The sequence below is a fragment of the Neobacillus sp. GCM10023253 genome, from assembly GCF_042653105.1.
In the GTDB taxonomy this organism is placed as follows: domain Bacteria; phylum Bacillota; class Bacilli; order Bacillales; family Cytobacillaceae; genus Neobacillus; species Neobacillus citreus.
The window spans coordinates 16,237-31,158 of the sequence record NZ_JBHSHV010000038.1; the positions used below are offsets into that span (position 1 = coordinate 16,237).

The window sequence follows — 14,922 nt, forward strand, 5'->3', positions numbered from 1 at the left end:
TAAAAGTAGGTGGACGAGCGTGAAGCTTTTAGTTAAAGCACCGGCTAAAATTAATTTAGCACTGGATGTTTTACATAAACGGCCCGATGGATATCATGAGGTTGAAATGATTATGACCACCATTGATTTAGCCGACCGGGTTGAACTTTCCTTGTTACAGGAGGATAAAATACATATTCTTTCTCATAATCGGTACGTGCCTGATGACCAGCGTAATTTAGCCTACCAGGCTGCACTGCTGCTAAAAAACCGTTTTAATGTAAAGAAGGGTGTATCAATCTCCATTGAAAAAACAATCCCCGTTGCGGCTGGCTTGGCAGGGGGAAGCAGCGACGCAGCAGCAGCTTTAAGGGGTCTTAACAAGCTATGGAATCTTGGACTGACGTTGGATGAACTGGCCGAGCTTGGCAGTGAAATTGGTTCAGACGTCTCCTTTTGTGTGTACGGTGGGACAGCGCTGGCAAAGGGCAGAGGGGAATTTATCACCGAACTGCCAGCGCCGCCGACATGCTGGGTTATTTTGGCCAAGCCGTTCATCGGTGTCTCAACTGCTGAGGTATATCGGCGTTTGGATGTAAATGGAATCACCCACCCAAATATCAACGAAATGATCAATGCCATTGGGCAAAATGACTATCACAAGGTATGCCAGCATGTTGGCAACGTGCTAGAGGAAGTAACTTTACACCTTCATCCAGAGGTAGCACAAATAAAAGACCAAATGAAACGATTCGGTGCAGATGCGGTATTAATGAGCGGCAGCGGTCCGACCGTTTTTGGGCTGGTTCAGCACGATTCCAGAATGCATCGCATTTATAATGGCCTGCGCGGATTTTGTGACCAGGTTTTTGCAGTAAGAATGTTAGGTGAACGGCATACGCTTGATTAAAGGCGCACAATAATAGTATCCTTTAATTAGAATATTCGGATTCGGGGGGTTGTTATGAAATTTCGCCGCAGTGAACGTTTGATAGATATGACAAGTTATCTTCTCGATCATCCTCGCCAGTTAGTGCCGCTTACCTTTTTTGCGGAGCGTTATTCTTCGGCAAAGTCCTCAATCAGTGAAGATTTGGCCATTGTCAAAGAGACGCTTGAAGAAAGGGGAATCGGAACGCTGCAAACTGTACCAGGAGCAGCGGGCGGTGTTAAATTTTTCGTCAAGGTAAGCAAGAGAGAAGCTGAGCCTTTCATTAATGAACTTTGTCAGCTTATCGGCAGTCCTGACCGGCTGTTGCCTGGCGGCTATTTATATTTGACTGATATTTTAGGCAGTCCGCAGGTGGTTCAAAAGGCAGGAAGAATCATTGCTTCGGCCTATGCGGATGCAAAAATTGATGTCGTCATGACAATAGCCACAAAAGGCATACCGCTCGCGTATGCCGTTGCCAGTCAATTAAATGTTCCGGTCGTAATTGTCAGAAGGGACAGCAAAGTGACGGAAGGGCCAACTGTCAGTATTAATTACGTGTCAGGTTCAGCCAAAAGGATACAAACAATGGTTCTTTCCAAGCGAAGCATGAAGGAAGGGGCAAATGTCCTTATTGTTGATGATTTTATGAAGGCGGGCGGTACAGTCTTAGGTATGGTAAGCATGCTTGAGGAGTTCAACGGCCACGTAGCTGGGATTGCTGTTTTAGTCGAAGCGGAGAAAACTGAGGACCGGTTAGTGGATGACTACTTATCGTTAGTTAAGCTGTCGTATGTAGATGTTAAAGGAAAAAGTATCAATGTCGAAGTGGGAAACTTTTTTGATAGGTAAAGGAGAGGAATATACGATGAAAGTTGTACAAACCAATCAAGCCCCGGCTGCAATCGGCCCATACTCGCAAGGTATTATTGTAAACAATATGTTCTACAGCTCTGGACAAATTCCGTTAACTGCTGAAGGAACAATGGTAACAGGGGATGTAAAAGAACAGACACATCAAGTGTTCCGCAATTTGCAGGCTGTTCTGAGTGAAGCTGGTGCTTCATTAGAAACCGTCGTAAAGGCCACTGTCTTTATCAAAAACATGGACGAATTTGCCGAAGTTAATGAAGTCTATGGAGAATATTTTTCCGTCCACAAACCAGCCAGATCCTGCGTAGAAGTGGCTCGTCTTCCAAAAGACGCCTTAGTTGAAATCGAAGTAGTAGCGCTCGTAAAATAATACGGGCGTTTTTTTTTGTCAGCCAAAAGCCAAAATTTACAAATGTTCACCAATTTGCCCTAATTTTTCAAAAATTTTTTTAAAAATAAAGAAGGAAAACGCAAAATCTTGTTGAATTATTAATCTAACATTGAGAAAAGGGTGTGAGCACATGGAAGTAACTGACGTAAGACTACGCCGCGTTAATACTGACGGTCGTATGAGAGCGATTGCATCAATCACATTAGATAATGAGTTCGTTGTTCACGACATTCGCGTTATTGACGGAAACAACGGTTTGTTTGTCGCTATGCCAAGTAAACGGACTCCTGATGGAGAATTTCGTGATATTGCGCATCCAATCAATTCAGGAACACGTGGAAAAATCCAAGAAGCTGTATTGGCTGAGTACCACCGTTTAGGTGAATTAGAAGTAGAATTCGAAGAAGCCGGAGCTTCCTGAAGATAATCAACTAGGGCCTTTCTTCTGAGTAAGGCTCTTTTTATTATTTAAAACCCCCCCCTCTCATCTCCCCTCAAAAGTAATTTTCCCAATCTTAAAAAAGCGCAATATTATGACATTAGACACATTTCGTTCATTCCTTGAAATGAAACCCCATATACGATAATATTTTTAGTGGATAAAGTGAAACTTCAATCAGTGGGTGGTTTTTATCCACTGATTGTTAGTTGAACAGAATCGGGCTTTTACGGGCAGTTGGCCCAGCGGGGCTTACTGCCCGTTAATGCGGGATAAAAAGGTTAATTAAATGGAGGATCAGTCCATGTCTAATCGTTATGCTGTGATTTTGGCCGCCGGGCAAGGAACGCGGATGAAATCAAAGCTTTATAAGGTATTGCACCCAGTGTGCGGAAAACCAATGGTACAGCATGTTGTAGATCAAGTCAAAAAACTTGATATTAAGGATATCGTGACCATCATCGGCCATGGTGCTGAAAAGGTACGGGCCCAATTAGGTGATGAGAGTCTGTATGCCCTTCAAGAAAAGCAGCTAGGGACAGCTCATGCGGTGATGCAGGCTGCCGGCATGCTTGAGGGGAAAGAAGGAACAACGATAGTCGTATGCGGAGATACGCCGCTCATTAAAGCAGAAACGATGGAGGCTTTATTTAAAGAGCATGTAGAAGCAAAGGCAAAAGCCTCGATTCTTACGGCAAAAATCGACAATCCTACCGGTTATGGCCGTATTGTTCGCAATGAAAGCGGTTTTGTTGAAAAAATCGTGGAGCATAAAGATGCCACGGAAGAAGAGCGGAAAATCAATGAAATAAACACAGGAACATACTGCTTTGATAATCAGGCTTTATTCGATGCCCTGAAAAATGTTTCAAATGATAATGTGCAGGGAGAATATTACTTACCGGACGTTATTGAAATCTTGAAAAAGCAGGGAGAAATCGTTACAGCTTACCAAACTGAAGATTTGGATGAAACTCTAGGGGTTAATGACCGCGTGGCTTTGGCAGAAGCAGAACGGATTATGCGTGGGCGCATTAATGAAGCCCAAATGCGTAATGGGGTAACCATTATTGACCCGCAAAACAGCTATATCGAAGCTGATGTACAAATTGGACCTGATACGGTTATCCATCCAGGAACAATCCTAAAAGGTGACACTGTTATCGGGGCAGATTGCATCATTGGCCCACATACAGAAATTGCAAACTGCCATGTTGGCGATGAGACGGTTATCCGTCAATCTGCCGCTTATAATAGTTCGATTGGCTCCCATGTCAATATTGGACCGTTCGCCCATATCCGCCCGGATTCTGCAATTGCTGATGAGGTGAAAATTGGCAACTTTGTGGAAATCAAAAAGGCTGTATTCGGTAAAGGAAGCAAAGCGTCCCATCTCAGCTATATCGGTGATGCGGAGGTTGGCAGCGACGTCAATATCGGCTGCGGCTCTATCACGGTTAATTACGATGGCAAAAATAAATATTTAACAAAGATTGAAGATCATGTGTTTATTGGCTGTAATTCCAACTTGGTTGCCCCGGTCACGATTGGCGAAGGAGCCTATGTGGCTGCTGGTTCCACTGTCACAAAGAATGTTCCAGGCAATGCATTGGCGATTGCCAGAGCACATCAAGTGAATAAAGAAAATTATGTTGAAAAGCTTAATATAAAGAAATAAGCGAAATTAAAATGGAGGGCCCTCATGTCGAACCAATATTTAGATCCAAACTTAAAGGTATTTAGTTTAAACTCCAATGTTGCACTAGCTAAAGAAATTGCCAAGGTAATTGGGGTAGAGCTTGGAAAGAGCTCGGTTACAAGATTTAGTGATGGTGAAATTCAAATTAATATTGAAGAGAGTATCCGCGGCTGTGATGTCTATGTCATCCAATCGACAAGCGCGCCAGTAAATGAAAATATCATGGAACTATTAATCATGATTGATGCGCTAAAGAGGGCTTCTGCCAAAACAATCAATATTGTTATGCCTTATTATGGCTATGCCCGTCAGGACCGGAAAGCGCGCGCCCGTGAACCAATCACTTCGAAATTAGTGGCCAATCTGCTTGAGACTGCCGGTGCGACCCGCGTGCTGACTCTTGATTTGCATGCACCGCAGATCCAAGGGTTTTTCGATATTCCGATCGATCATCTTATGGGTGTGCCGATTTTATCGGAATACTTTAGAAATAAAGAATTAAATGGTGATATTGTGGTTGTTTCGCCAGACCATGGCGGCGTAACGAGAGCCAGAAAAATGGCTGAACGCCTAAAGGCACCAATCGCAATTATCGACAAACGCCGTCCAAGACCAAATGTGGCAGAGGTTATGAATATCGTTGGTAACATTGAAGGCAAAGTTGCCATTTTGATTGACGATATTATTGATACAGCAGGGACCATTACCCTTGCCGCTAACGCGTTAGTAGAAAACGGGGCAAAAGAAGTTTATGCCTGCTGTACACATCCAGTTTTATCAGGCCCTGCCATTGAAAGAATTCAGAATTCCAAAATCAAAGAATTAGTTGTAACAAATTCTATTGATCTTCCGGAAGAAAAGAAAATTGAAAAAATCCAAAGCTTGTCTGTTGCGCCATTAATCGGCGAAGCGATTATTCGCATCCACGAAGAGCAATCAGTCAGCACATTGTTTGATTAATCTAATGTGAACAGTCCCCGCTTTTCTAAAAAGAAACAGTACAAAGATGTTTAGACCTTCCTTTTTTGGGGAAATTTTATATAGATAAATGAAATAGGAAGGTGGACTATACATGAGTACTGTTTTACAAGCGAAGGAGCGGAAGGAGCTGCGCCGTTCAGAATTGAGGAAAATCCGCGATAACGGCAATATCCCTGCTGTGGTATATGGAGCAAAGGTTGAGAGCAAGCCGGTGTTTGTCAGTGGGGCTGATTTTACAAAAACCATTCGCACTGTAGGCAGAAATGGAATCATTTCACTCGATGTTGATGGCAGCAAACAGGATGTTATATTAACGGCTTACCAAGAGAATGCCATTAAAAAAGAAGTTATTCATGTTGATTTTCTGGCCGTTGATAAGTCTTCTAAAGTAACAGTTGATGTAAGACTTGTTCTAGCTGGAGAAGCAGCCGGCGTAAAGGACGGCGGCGTTCTGCAGCAGCCATTGCATCAGCTTTCCATTACGACTACACCAGACAATATTCCGCCGCAGATTGAAGTAGATGTTTCTCATTTGCAGGTAGGCGAAACTATTCTGGCAGGGGATATTCCGGCGTTTGATTTTACGATTAATCATGAGGATAGTGAAGTAATTGCCTCCATTCTGCCTCCTAAGGTAGAAGAGGAAATTAATGCTGGCGAGCAGCAGGAGGGCGGCCACCCTGACAACGAAGAAGGCAGGGAAACAGAGCCTGAAGGGAAAGAATAGAAATAGACGTAACCTAGCTTTAGGTTACGTCTTTTGTTGGCTAATAAGAACGTATAAACTTTCTGTCGAAAGCTTTATACGTTCTTAACGCATAAATTCAACTACCCCTCTGTCTTCGTCCTATCGGACTCGCCAATCGGCGAGTTTTCATTTACATAACTAATAGATACGGGAGTAGACAATGTTAAAAAATTTTTTTAACAGGCGGGCGAAACAGGAAGAGGAGGCGGGAGTCCCTATGAAATTAATTGTTGGCTTAGGCAACCCCGGGAAGCAGTACGACCAAACACGGCACAATGTCGGCTTTGAAGTCATTGACGAATTGTCTAACCGGCTGCAAATCCCCCTTAATCAGTCAAAATTTAAAGGATTGTACGGCATGGGCAATCACAAAGGGGAAAAGGTATTGCTGCTAAAGCCGCTGACCTATATGAATTTATCTGGTGAATCTATCAGTGCGGTGATGGATTATTATAAAATAGAGCTAGAAGATCTGGTCGTTATCTATGATGATCTGGATTTGCCGGTTGGGAAAATCCGCCTGCGGCAAAAGGGAAGTCCAGGCGGTCATAATGGAATAAAATCTGCAGTGGCCCATCTTGGCACTCAAGCCTTTAACCGTATCCGGATTGGAATTGACCGGCCGCACCCTCCGGGAATCAGTGTTCCTGACTATGTGCTAGGAAGGTTCCGTCCGGAAGAGCAGCAGCCAATCAAAGAAGCGGTGCAAAAAAGTGCCGATGCCTGTGAGGCATGGCTGGAAAGGCCATTTTTGCAGGTTATGAACGATTATAATCAGTGAATTGTTCATGATAAAGAAGTATCCCTCATACAATAAAGACAAGAAACGGGAGAGTGGAGAATGAATAAGTTCCTCCTGCAAGGTTCATACTATTATTAGGGAATCTTGAGATCAGGAGGGATTATATGGCCATCCATTACCATTGCCGACATTGTGGCTCAAATCTTGGTTCAATTCAGCAAACATCGATCCATTCGGAAGCGCTTGGGCTTCATAGATTAACGGACCAAGAGAGACAGGATATGGTTACTTATGATAATTCGGGAGAAATTCATATAAAGGCAATTTGCGAGGACTGTCAGGAAGCATTAGAGAAGAATCCAGATTTTCACCAATATGATTATCTTATTCATTAACCAGCTTTGGAGGGAAAATCCAAAGCGTTTTTCTATTTAAGAAATGAACTTGATAGAAGCATACATGTACGGGAGGAGGAGAAACCTTGGAGGGGTTAAAATCACTATTTCTTCAGCAGGAAGATATTTACTCGGTTATTTCCGGAGTGGAAGAGGGCTTAAGGGAACAGCTTATTGCGGGCCTTTCCGGCTCATCGAGAACAGTGCTGACGGCTGCAATCTACGAAAAAATGAAAAGACCCATAATGGTTGTCACCCATAATTTGCTGCAGGCACAAAAACTTTATGATGACATTGCAAATTTAGTGAATGAAAAGGAAGTTTTTCTTTTTCCTGCAAATGAGTTAATTGCTGCTGAAATGAGCATTGCAAGTCCAGAGCTCAAGGCACAGCGGATGGAAGCCTTAAATTATTGGAGCAAACAGACCAGGGGAATCATGATTGTCCCGATTGCTGGATTAAAGAAAATCCTCCCTCCAAAATCACTGTGGGAAAAATACCAGCTTTCCTTAAAAGTAGGAGAAGATATCAATCTTGAGTCCTTGTTAAACATTCTCGTGCAAATGGGATATGTACGGGGAGAAATGGTATCCACACCGGGAGAATTTAGTGTAAGAGGCGGCATCATTGATATTTATCCATTAACAGAGGAAAACCCGCTGCGTATTGAACTGTTTGATACGGAAATCGATTCAATTCGTTATTTTTCTCTAGAGGACCAAAGGTCAAAGGAAAAGGTGTCGGAGGTCTTTATCGGACCAGCAACAGAGGTATTGTTAGAGGCAGAACACTATAGCCGCATGGTTGGAAAAATAGAAGATGGTTTAGGGATTAGTCTTAGGAAATTAAAAAATGATAAAGCAAAAATTGAGCTTAGCCAAAATATCAGCTTCGAGCTCGAGCAGTTGAAAAATGGCCAAAAGCCTGATCAGGTTTTTAAATACCTGTCATTGGCCTATGAAACCCCTAGTAGTTTACTAGACTATCTGCCTAAGAACGGGCTGGTTATAATTGATGAAATCAGCAGGATTCAAGAGATGAATGAATCCCTTGTGAAAGAGGAGGCAGAGTGGTATACAGCTTTGCTTGCTGAGGGGCAAATTATCCATGATGTGCAAATATCCCACGATTTGCAGGCGTTTTTGCAAAGAAAGCAATTTCCAATTCTTTATATGTCGTTATTTTTACGGCATGTGGCCAATACAAGCCCGCAAAATATTATTAATATTTCCTGCCGGTCGATGCAGAATTTTCACGGGCAGATGCATTTGTTGAAATCAGAAATAGATAGATGGAAAAAAGGGAATTATACCATTTTATTTCTAGGGGCTAATGAAGAGAGAGTTGCTAAGCTAGAACGGGTGCTCGAAGACTATGAAATTGACGCAAGTATTACCTCCGAGAACCAGCAGCTTTTACCCGGAAAGATTCAGATTATAAGAGGAAATCTACAGACAGGGTTTGAACTTTCAATTCAGAAAATTGCCGTTATTACCGAGGAAGAGCTCTTTAATAAACGGGTGAAACGGTCCTCCAGCCGTCAAAAGCTATCCAATGCCGAGCGGATTAAAAGCTACTCGGAGTTGAAGATTGGCGATTATGTTGTTCATGTGAATCATGGAATAGGAAAGTATTTAGGCATTGAAACTCTTGTGATAAACGGGATTCATAAGGATTATCTACATATCCGCTATCAAGGGACAGATAAGCTCTATGTACCTGTAGAACAAATCGACCTTGTCCAAAAGTATGTCGGTTCCGAAGGAAAAGAGCCGAAAATCTATAAACTTGGCGGCACTGATTGGAAGAAGGTAAAGAAAAAGGTTCAATCATCGGTAGAGGATATTGCCGACGATTTAATCAAATTATATGCCGAGCGGGAAGCGGCAGTCGGTTACGCCTTTACGCCGGACGGAGATATGCAGCGGGAGTTTGAAACATCGTTTGCTTACCGTGAAACAGATGACCAGCTTCGATCGATTCATGAAATCAAAAAGGATATGGAAAGGCCGCGGCCAATGGACCGGTTATTATGCGGCGATGTCGGTTATGGGAAAACAGAGGTCGCCATCCGCGCCGCCTTTAAAGCGATTGCCGACGGTAAACAGGTGGCATTCCTTGTTCCGACGACGATTTTAGCACAGCAGCATCACGAAACATTAAGAGAGAGATTTCAAGATTTTCCGATTAATATCGGCTTATTAAGCAGGTTCCGTACAAAAAAACAACAAACAGAAACAATCAAAGGGCTGAAGGCAGGAACTGTGGATATAGTCGTTGGCACCCATCGCCTGCTGTCAAAAGACATTGTTTATCATGATTTGGGATTGTTAATTATTGATGAGGAACAAAGATTTGGTGTTACACATAAAGAGAAAATCAAAAAACTGAAAACAAATATTGATGTGTTAACCTTAACGGCGACACCAATCCCAAGAACGCTGCATATGTCGATGCTTGGCGTCAGGGACTTATCGGTCATTGAAACGCCGCCGGAAAACCGTTTTCCAGTGCAGACCTATGTAATGGAATACAATGGTGCCTTGGTAAGGGAAGCGATTGAGCGCGAGCTTGCCCGCGACGGACAAGTATACTTTTTATATAACCGCGTCGAGGATATCGACCGGAAGGCAGAGGAAATTTCCATGCTGGTGCCGGACGCAAGGGTCACCTTTGCCCATGGCCAGATGTCGGAAAACGAGCTTGAATCGGTGATGCTTGGTTTCTTGGCGGGTGATTTCGATGTCCTTGTCAGTACGACCATTATTGAAACGGGTGTCGATATACCGAATGTTAATACTTTGATTGTCCATGATGCCGATCGCATGGGACTCTCCCAGCTTTATCAGCTCCGCGGCCGGGTCGGAAGATCAAACAGGGTGGCCTATGCTTATTTCACATATCGGAAGGATAAGGTTTTGACAGAGGTAGCTGAAAAACGTCTCGAGGCGATAAAAGAATTTACCGAGTTAGGTTCCGGTTTTAAAATTGCGATGAGGGACCTGTCCATCCGCGGTGCAGGAAATTTACTCGGCGCCCAGCAGCATGGATTTATTGATTCAGTAGGGTTTGACCTTTATTCGCAAATGCTCAAAGAGGCAATTGAGGAACGGAAGGGTGACCTTAAGGCTGAGGCAAAACCTTCAGTGGAAATTGACCTTGAAATTGATGCCTATATTCCAGATTCCTATATCCGGGACGGCCATCAAAAAATCGAAATGTATAAACGCTTCAGAGGAGCTTTGGCACTTGAGGATATTGACGAGCTGCAGTCTGAAATGCTCGACCGCTTTGGTGAATATCCTGACGAGGTCGGCTACCTATTCCAAATTGCCGAAATGAAGGTATACGCCATCCAAAATGGCGTAGAGCTGATTAAACAGGTCAAGCAGGATGTCACGATTTTATTAACGGAAGAAATGACAAACACGATTGAAGGCAGCAAGCTTTTCCATATTGGCAACCGCTTTGGAAGAGCCGTTACCCCGGGTATGGAAGGACGTAAGCTGAAAATCATGATTAAAACAAAGGACCTTGAGACTGCACAATGGCTTAATATTGTGTTTGAAATGATCAAGGGAATTTCTTTGGCGAAAAAAGAACAGGGAAATCCTGTGAATTAACGAAAAGGGCCTGACCCCAACATTAACGCATTAAAGCGGGGTTCAGGCCCTTTTATGTGATGTTGGGAATCTTTCCTGAATATGTGAAAAAAATATGTCCTATGTGAATAGAACTTTCCAGTTGAAAGATACTAAGTTCAAAGTTGGTGATGATTTCAATTAAAGGAAATTAAGTCACTCACCAAGTTGAAAAATCATCAGATGAAAGTGAGGCAACATTGGATGAAAGCAACTGGAATAGTTCGTCGAATCGATGATTTGGGTCGTGTTGTAATTCCTAAAGAAATACGCAGAACGCTGCGTATCCGTGAAGGGGATCCGTTAGAGATCTTCGTGGACCGGGATGGAGAAGTCATTTTAAAGAAGTATTCACCAATCAGCGAATTAAGCGATTTTGCCAAAGAATATGCTGAAGCCCTATTTGACAGCCTCGGTAATCCTGTTTTAATTTGTGATAGAGATGCGTATATTGCTGTTGCAGGCGGTTCTAAGAAAGATTATTTAAATAAAAATATCAGTGATTTAGTCGAGAAAACAATGGAGGATCGCAACTCCATGCTCAGTACCCAGCAGGGCGATGTTGCCTTGGTTGAGGGTAACGACGAACCAGTAACATCTTATACAATCGGGCCAATAATTGCAAATGGCGACCCGATTGGGGCAGTTATCATTTTTTCAAAGGAAGGCTCCCTTGGTGAGGTTGAACAAAAGGCAGTTGAAACGGCCGCAGGTTTCCTCGCTAGACAAATGGAGCAATAAAATGCGGTATAACATTAAAAAAGGCAGCCAGCGCTGCCTTTTTTAATGTTTGCTAATAAGAAAGAGTGAAATTTTTACAAAATTTCACCCTTTCTTTAACGCATAAATTCAACTACGGCTCATGAACCGTCCTATCAGACTCGCCAATCGCCGAGTTTTCATTTATAATGGATGCGCTTATGCTAATTAGGCAGGTGAAACTGTGAAAAATATCAATCCTTCAAAGGCTGTGTTTAAAGGGGCCTTTATTTTAGCTTTATCGGCACTGATTACCAAAATTTTAAGTGCTTTTTACCGTATTCCCTTTCAAAACATTGTCGGGGATATCGGGTTTTACATATATCAGCAGGTTTATCCATTTTATGGGGTGGCTGTTGTTCTTTCTACTACCGGATTTCCGGTTGTCATATCAAAGCTGTATGCTGAGCTGCTGGAAAAAGGCGACCAGGAAAAGTCACGCCTTCTTCTATTTTTATCGTTTATCTATTTGCAGATATTCGGCCTTCTTTGTTTTCTTGTTCTTTATTTTGGGGCCGGTCAGCTGTCTCTTTGGATGAAGGATCCTCATCTGGCCGTCATCATCCGGGTAGTTTCGATAGTGTTTTTAACCTTTCCATTTGTCTCCGTTTTGCGGGGCTATTATCAGGGAAAAGGAGATATGGTACCGACTGCTTTATCTCAAGTGGCAGAACAAACAATCCGCGTTGTTACGATTCTTTTCCTATCGTGGATATTAATGGAAAAAGGAGTTTCCCTCTATCTTGTCGGCGGGGGAGCAATGTTTGGGTCGATTACAGGCAGTTTGGTTTCAGGCCTTATTTTGTTTATGTTCTTGTGGATTCGTAAAGAATGGAAACTAATGGAACCAAATAAAGGGAATTTAAAGACGAGCGCCCTTCAGGTAAAGCGGATTTTTAAGGCGCTCACGTTTCAAGGACTTACTATTTGTGTCAGCGGCATGCTGATGATTTTTATTCAAATGGCGGATTCTTTAAACCTCTATTCTCTGCTCGTTTCAAATGGAACCCCCGGGGATATGGCAAAAAGCTTAAAAGGAATCTTTGACCGCGGTCAGCCGCTCATCCAGCTGGGAACGATTGCAGCTTCTTCGATGTCATTAACGCTGGTGCCGTTGATCAGCCGCGAGAGGCTTGCTTCCAAACCGGAATTTTTACAACACAAAATTCAATTGGCGCTAAAGGTGAGTATCGTTATTGGCGTAGGGGCTTCGGCTGGATTATGGGCGATTATTCGCCCGGCCAACACTATGCTGTTTGAGAATGATTATGGTTCAGATGTTTTAGGGATGCTTAGTTTTGTTATTTTGTTTACATCATTGATTGCAACAATTGTCGCCATTCTCCAGGGATTAGGCAGTTTTGCCCTTCCAGCTTTGGCGGTAGCTGCAATATTTCCCGTTAAGTATGTACTAAATATGATATTCGTACCAATGTTAGGAACAATGGGGGCAGCTCTTTCTACTTTGTTGTCGCTTGGCATTATTATCATTTTATTAATTATTCATTTTAAAAAAATAGCAGCCATCCCGCTTTTTCATCTTCGCTTAATAGGGACTGTTTTTTTTGCGGCGCTAGCTATGGTTCTATTTTTGAAAGGCTGGCTGTTTCTGGCGGAACATCTATTAGAACCACTCGGATTAAGCCGCTTTGGTGCAGCTATCCAGTCTTTAAGTGCGGTATTTTCCGGTGGAATTCTATTTACGTTGATTATTATTAGAGGAAGCACTTTTCTTGAGGAAGAGCTTGCCCTTTTCCCGTTTGGCAGCAAACTCATTCATTTTATGGCTCGAAAGGATCGAAGATAATATGGCGAAAAAAATTGAAATTGTCGGCTTAGGTGCGGGCGACCTGGAGCAGCTGCAGGTCGGCGTATATCGAAAACTTATTAAAGGACGGCGGCTTTTTTTACGAACAAAGGAGCATCCGGTAGTCGCAGAGTTAGTAAAAGAAGGAATGGTTTATACTTCGTTTGATTCCGTTTATGAAAAGCATGAGCAGTTTGAGGATGTCTATCAGGAAATTGCCGAAACCTTGCTGGAGAAGGCGCAATCGGAATCAGTAACCTATGCTGTGCCGGGGCATCCCCTTGTGGCAGAGCGGACGGTTCAAATTCTTTTGGAAAATGGGGCAAAGGCCGGGGTTGAAATTATCATTGGCGGAGGTCAAAGCTTTATCGATGCCTTATTCACTTCTTTAAAAATTGACCCCATTGACGGGTTTCAGCTGTTAGACGGCACTTCGCTTCAGGCTGGCCAGATCCAAATAGACCAGCATATCATCATCAGCCAGGTTTATGATGCCTTTGTTGCTTCGAATGTGAAATTAACCTTAATGGAGCAGCTCCCGGATGATTATGAGGTATATATTGTCTCGGCAGCAGGCAGTCAGGAAGAGTCAATTATGAAAGTACCTTTATATGAATTAGATCGGAATTTATCTATTGATAATTTAAGGTCCATCTATGTTCCTCCAGTACAAGAGGAAGAAATTTTATGGAGAACCTTCCCCAAGCTGCGCAACATTATTGCCGTCTTGAGGGGACCAAATGGCTGCCCATGGGATAAAGAACAAACCCATGAGTCATTAAAGAAATATTTAATTGAAGAAACGTATGAAGTGATTGAGGCGATTAATAGCGAGGATATTGACCATCTCATCGAAGAATTGGGAGATGTTCTGTTGCAGGTTATGCTGCACGCGCAAATTGGCGAGGATGATGGATATTTTTCCATTGAGGATGTGATTGAAGGCTTGTCCGCGAAGATGGTCCGCCGCCATCCTCATGTTTTTGGAAATGCTGAAGCGGCCAATGCCGATGAGGTGGTCAAGAATTGGCAGGAGATTAAGAAGCAGGAAAAAGGGGAGGAACTCGCTGATGTCTCCTTGCTTGCTGGAGTTTCGCTGGCCCTGCCTAATCTGCTGCGTGCCTATGAGCTCCAAAAGAAAGCGGCAAAGGTGGGCTTTGATTGGAAGGAAATCGGCCCTGCTTTGGAGAAAGTTAAAGAGGAGCTGGATGAATTTATTGCCGAACTTGATGGAACGGAAGAAGGCCGTGCCCGTGCAAATAAAGAATTCGGCGATTTAATGTTTGCGTTTGTCAATGTAGCCCGATTTTTAAAAATTAATCCGGAAGAAGCTTTGTTTGCAACAAATGAAAAGTTTATCCGGCGTTTTCAGTACATTGAAGATAAGGTAAAAATGAGCGGAAAAGCGATCGAAGCCCATTCCCTAAAGGAATTGGATCAATACTGGGATGAGGCAAAATTAAAAGGGCTATGATGCATGGGGACGGTTCTCATGCATCAATGCTGGAATTAACCCAAAATTTAAGGGGTTTTAGAA

At 43.0% G+C, this 14,922-nt stretch carries 13 protein-coding genes; all 13 read left to right on the forward strand.

The window, feature by feature from the left end:
• The first annotated feature begins 19 nt into the window (after positions 1–19).
• The 13 genes from ispE to mazG all read left to right on the forward strand — a co-directional run bounded on the left by ispE (position 20) and on the right by mazG (position 14,859).
• On the forward strand, positions 20–889 hold the full coding sequence (gene ispE / locus ACFPA1_RS28850; protein ID WP_213148329.1) for a 4-(cytidine 5'-diphospho)-2-C-methyl-D-erythritol kinase: 870 nt from the start codon (positions 20–22) through the stop codon (positions 887–889).
• Between the two features lie 54 nt (positions 890–943).
• Positions 944–1,762 (forward strand): pur operon repressor, encoded by an 819-nt coding sequence (gene purR, locus ACFPA1_RS28855; RefSeq protein WP_213148328.1) that lies wholly within the window; start codon positions 944–946, stop codon positions 1,760–1,762.
• Between the two features lie 16 nt (positions 1,763–1,778).
• Entirely contained in the window at positions 1,779–2,153 is a 375-nt protein-coding gene (ridA, locus tag ACFPA1_RS28860; protein ID WP_213148327.1) for a 2-iminobutanoate/2-iminopropanoate deaminase, read from the forward strand.
• A gap of 151 nt (positions 2,154–2,304) precedes the next feature.
• The gene (spoVG, locus tag ACFPA1_RS28865) at positions 2,305–2,595 is read left to right on the forward strand and encodes a septation regulator SpoVG (protein ID WP_003347151.1); all 291 of its coding nucleotides are present in this window, start codon (positions 2,305–2,307) and stop codon (positions 2,593–2,595) included.
• Between the two features lie 322 nt (positions 2,596–2,917).
• Positions 2,918–4,291: a bifunctional UDP-N-acetylglucosamine diphosphorylase/glucosamine-1-phosphate N-acetyltransferase GlmU gene (gene glmU, locus ACFPA1_RS28870; RefSeq protein ID WP_378588573.1), complete on the forward strand. Its 1,374-nt coding sequence runs from the start codon at positions 2,918–2,920 to the stop codon at positions 4,289–4,291.
• 24 nt (positions 4,292–4,315) lie between these two features.
• On the forward strand, positions 4,316–5,272 hold the full coding sequence (locus ACFPA1_RS28875) for a ribose-phosphate diphosphokinase (RefSeq protein WP_378588576.1): 957 nt from the start codon (positions 4,316–4,318) through the stop codon (positions 5,270–5,272).
• A gap of 112 nt (positions 5,273–5,384) precedes the next feature.
• Positions 5,385–6,020 carry a 50S ribosomal protein L25/general stress protein Ctc gene (locus ACFPA1_RS28880; RefSeq protein ID WP_213148325.1) on the forward strand — a complete coding sequence of 212 codons (636 nt, stop codon included), beginning with the start codon at positions 5,385–5,387 and terminating at the stop codon, positions 6,018–6,020.
• Between the two features lie 238 nt (positions 6,021–6,258).
• Positions 6,259–6,822, forward strand: coding sequence for an aminoacyl-tRNA hydrolase (gene pth, locus ACFPA1_RS28885; RefSeq protein ID WP_213148324.1), 564 nt, complete (start codon positions 6,259–6,261; stop codon positions 6,820–6,822).
• A 125-nt stretch (positions 6,823–6,947) separates the two neighbouring features.
• Positions 6,948–7,178: an anti-sigma-F factor Fin family protein gene (locus ACFPA1_RS28890; RefSeq protein WP_213148323.1), complete on the forward strand. Its 231-nt coding sequence runs from the start codon at positions 6,948–6,950 to the stop codon at positions 7,176–7,178.
• A gap of 86 nt (positions 7,179–7,264) precedes the next feature.
• The gene (gene mfd / locus ACFPA1_RS28895) at positions 7,265–10,801 is read left to right on the forward strand and encodes a transcription-repair coupling factor (RefSeq protein ID WP_378588581.1); all 3,537 of its coding nucleotides are present in this window, start codon (positions 7,265–7,267) and stop codon (positions 10,799–10,801) included.
• 222 nt (positions 10,802–11,023) lie between these two features.
• The gene (gene spoVT, locus ACFPA1_RS28900) at positions 11,024–11,560 is read left to right on the forward strand and encodes a stage V sporulation protein T (RefSeq protein ID WP_213121138.1); all 537 of its coding nucleotides are present in this window, start codon (positions 11,024–11,026) and stop codon (positions 11,558–11,560) included.
• Positions 11,561–11,762: 202 nt separating this feature from the next.
• Positions 11,763–13,385, forward strand: coding sequence for a putative polysaccharide biosynthesis protein (locus ACFPA1_RS28905; RefSeq protein ID WP_378588585.1), 1,623 nt, complete (start codon positions 11,763–11,765; stop codon positions 13,383–13,385).
• 1 nt (position 13,386) lies between these two features.
• Positions 13,387–14,859: a nucleoside triphosphate pyrophosphohydrolase gene (mazG, locus tag ACFPA1_RS28910; protein ID WP_378588587.1), complete on the forward strand. Its 1,473-nt coding sequence runs from the start codon at positions 13,387–13,389 to the stop codon at positions 14,857–14,859.
• Positions 14,860–14,922 lie beyond the last annotated feature (63 nt).

Coding starts and splice junctions, on each gene's coding strand:
- purR (WP_213148328.1), top strand. CDS start 944: ATGAAATTTCGCCGCAGTGAACGTTTGATAGATATGACAAGTTATCTT.
- ridA (WP_213148327.1), top strand. CDS start 1,779: ATGAAAGTTGTACAAACCAATCAAGCCCCGGCTGCAATCGGCCCATAC.
- spoVG (WP_003347151.1), top strand. CDS start 2,305: ATGGAAGTAACTGACGTAAGACTACGCCGCGTTAATACTGACGGTCGT.
- glmU (WP_378588573.1), top strand. CDS start 2,918: ATGTCTAATCGTTATGCTGTGATTTTGGCCGCCGGGCAAGGAACGCGG.
- ACFPA1_RS28875 (WP_378588576.1), top strand. CDS start 4,316: ATGTCGAACCAATATTTAGATCCAAACTTAAAGGTATTTAGTTTAAAC.
- ACFPA1_RS28880 (WP_213148325.1), top strand. CDS start 5,385: ATGAGTACTGTTTTACAAGCGAAGGAGCGGAAGGAGCTGCGCCGTTCA.
- pth (WP_213148324.1), top strand. CDS start 6,259: ATGAAATTAATTGTTGGCTTAGGCAACCCCGGGAAGCAGTACGACCAA.
- ACFPA1_RS28890 (WP_213148323.1), top strand. CDS start 6,948: ATGGCCATCCATTACCATTGCCGACATTGTGGCTCAAATCTTGGTTCA.
- spoVT (WP_213121138.1), top strand. CDS start 11,024: ATGAAAGCAACTGGAATAGTTCGTCGAATCGATGATTTGGGTCGTGTT.
- mazG (WP_378588587.1), top strand. CDS start 13,387: ATGGCGAAAAAAATTGAAATTGTCGGCTTAGGTGCGGGCGACCTGGAG.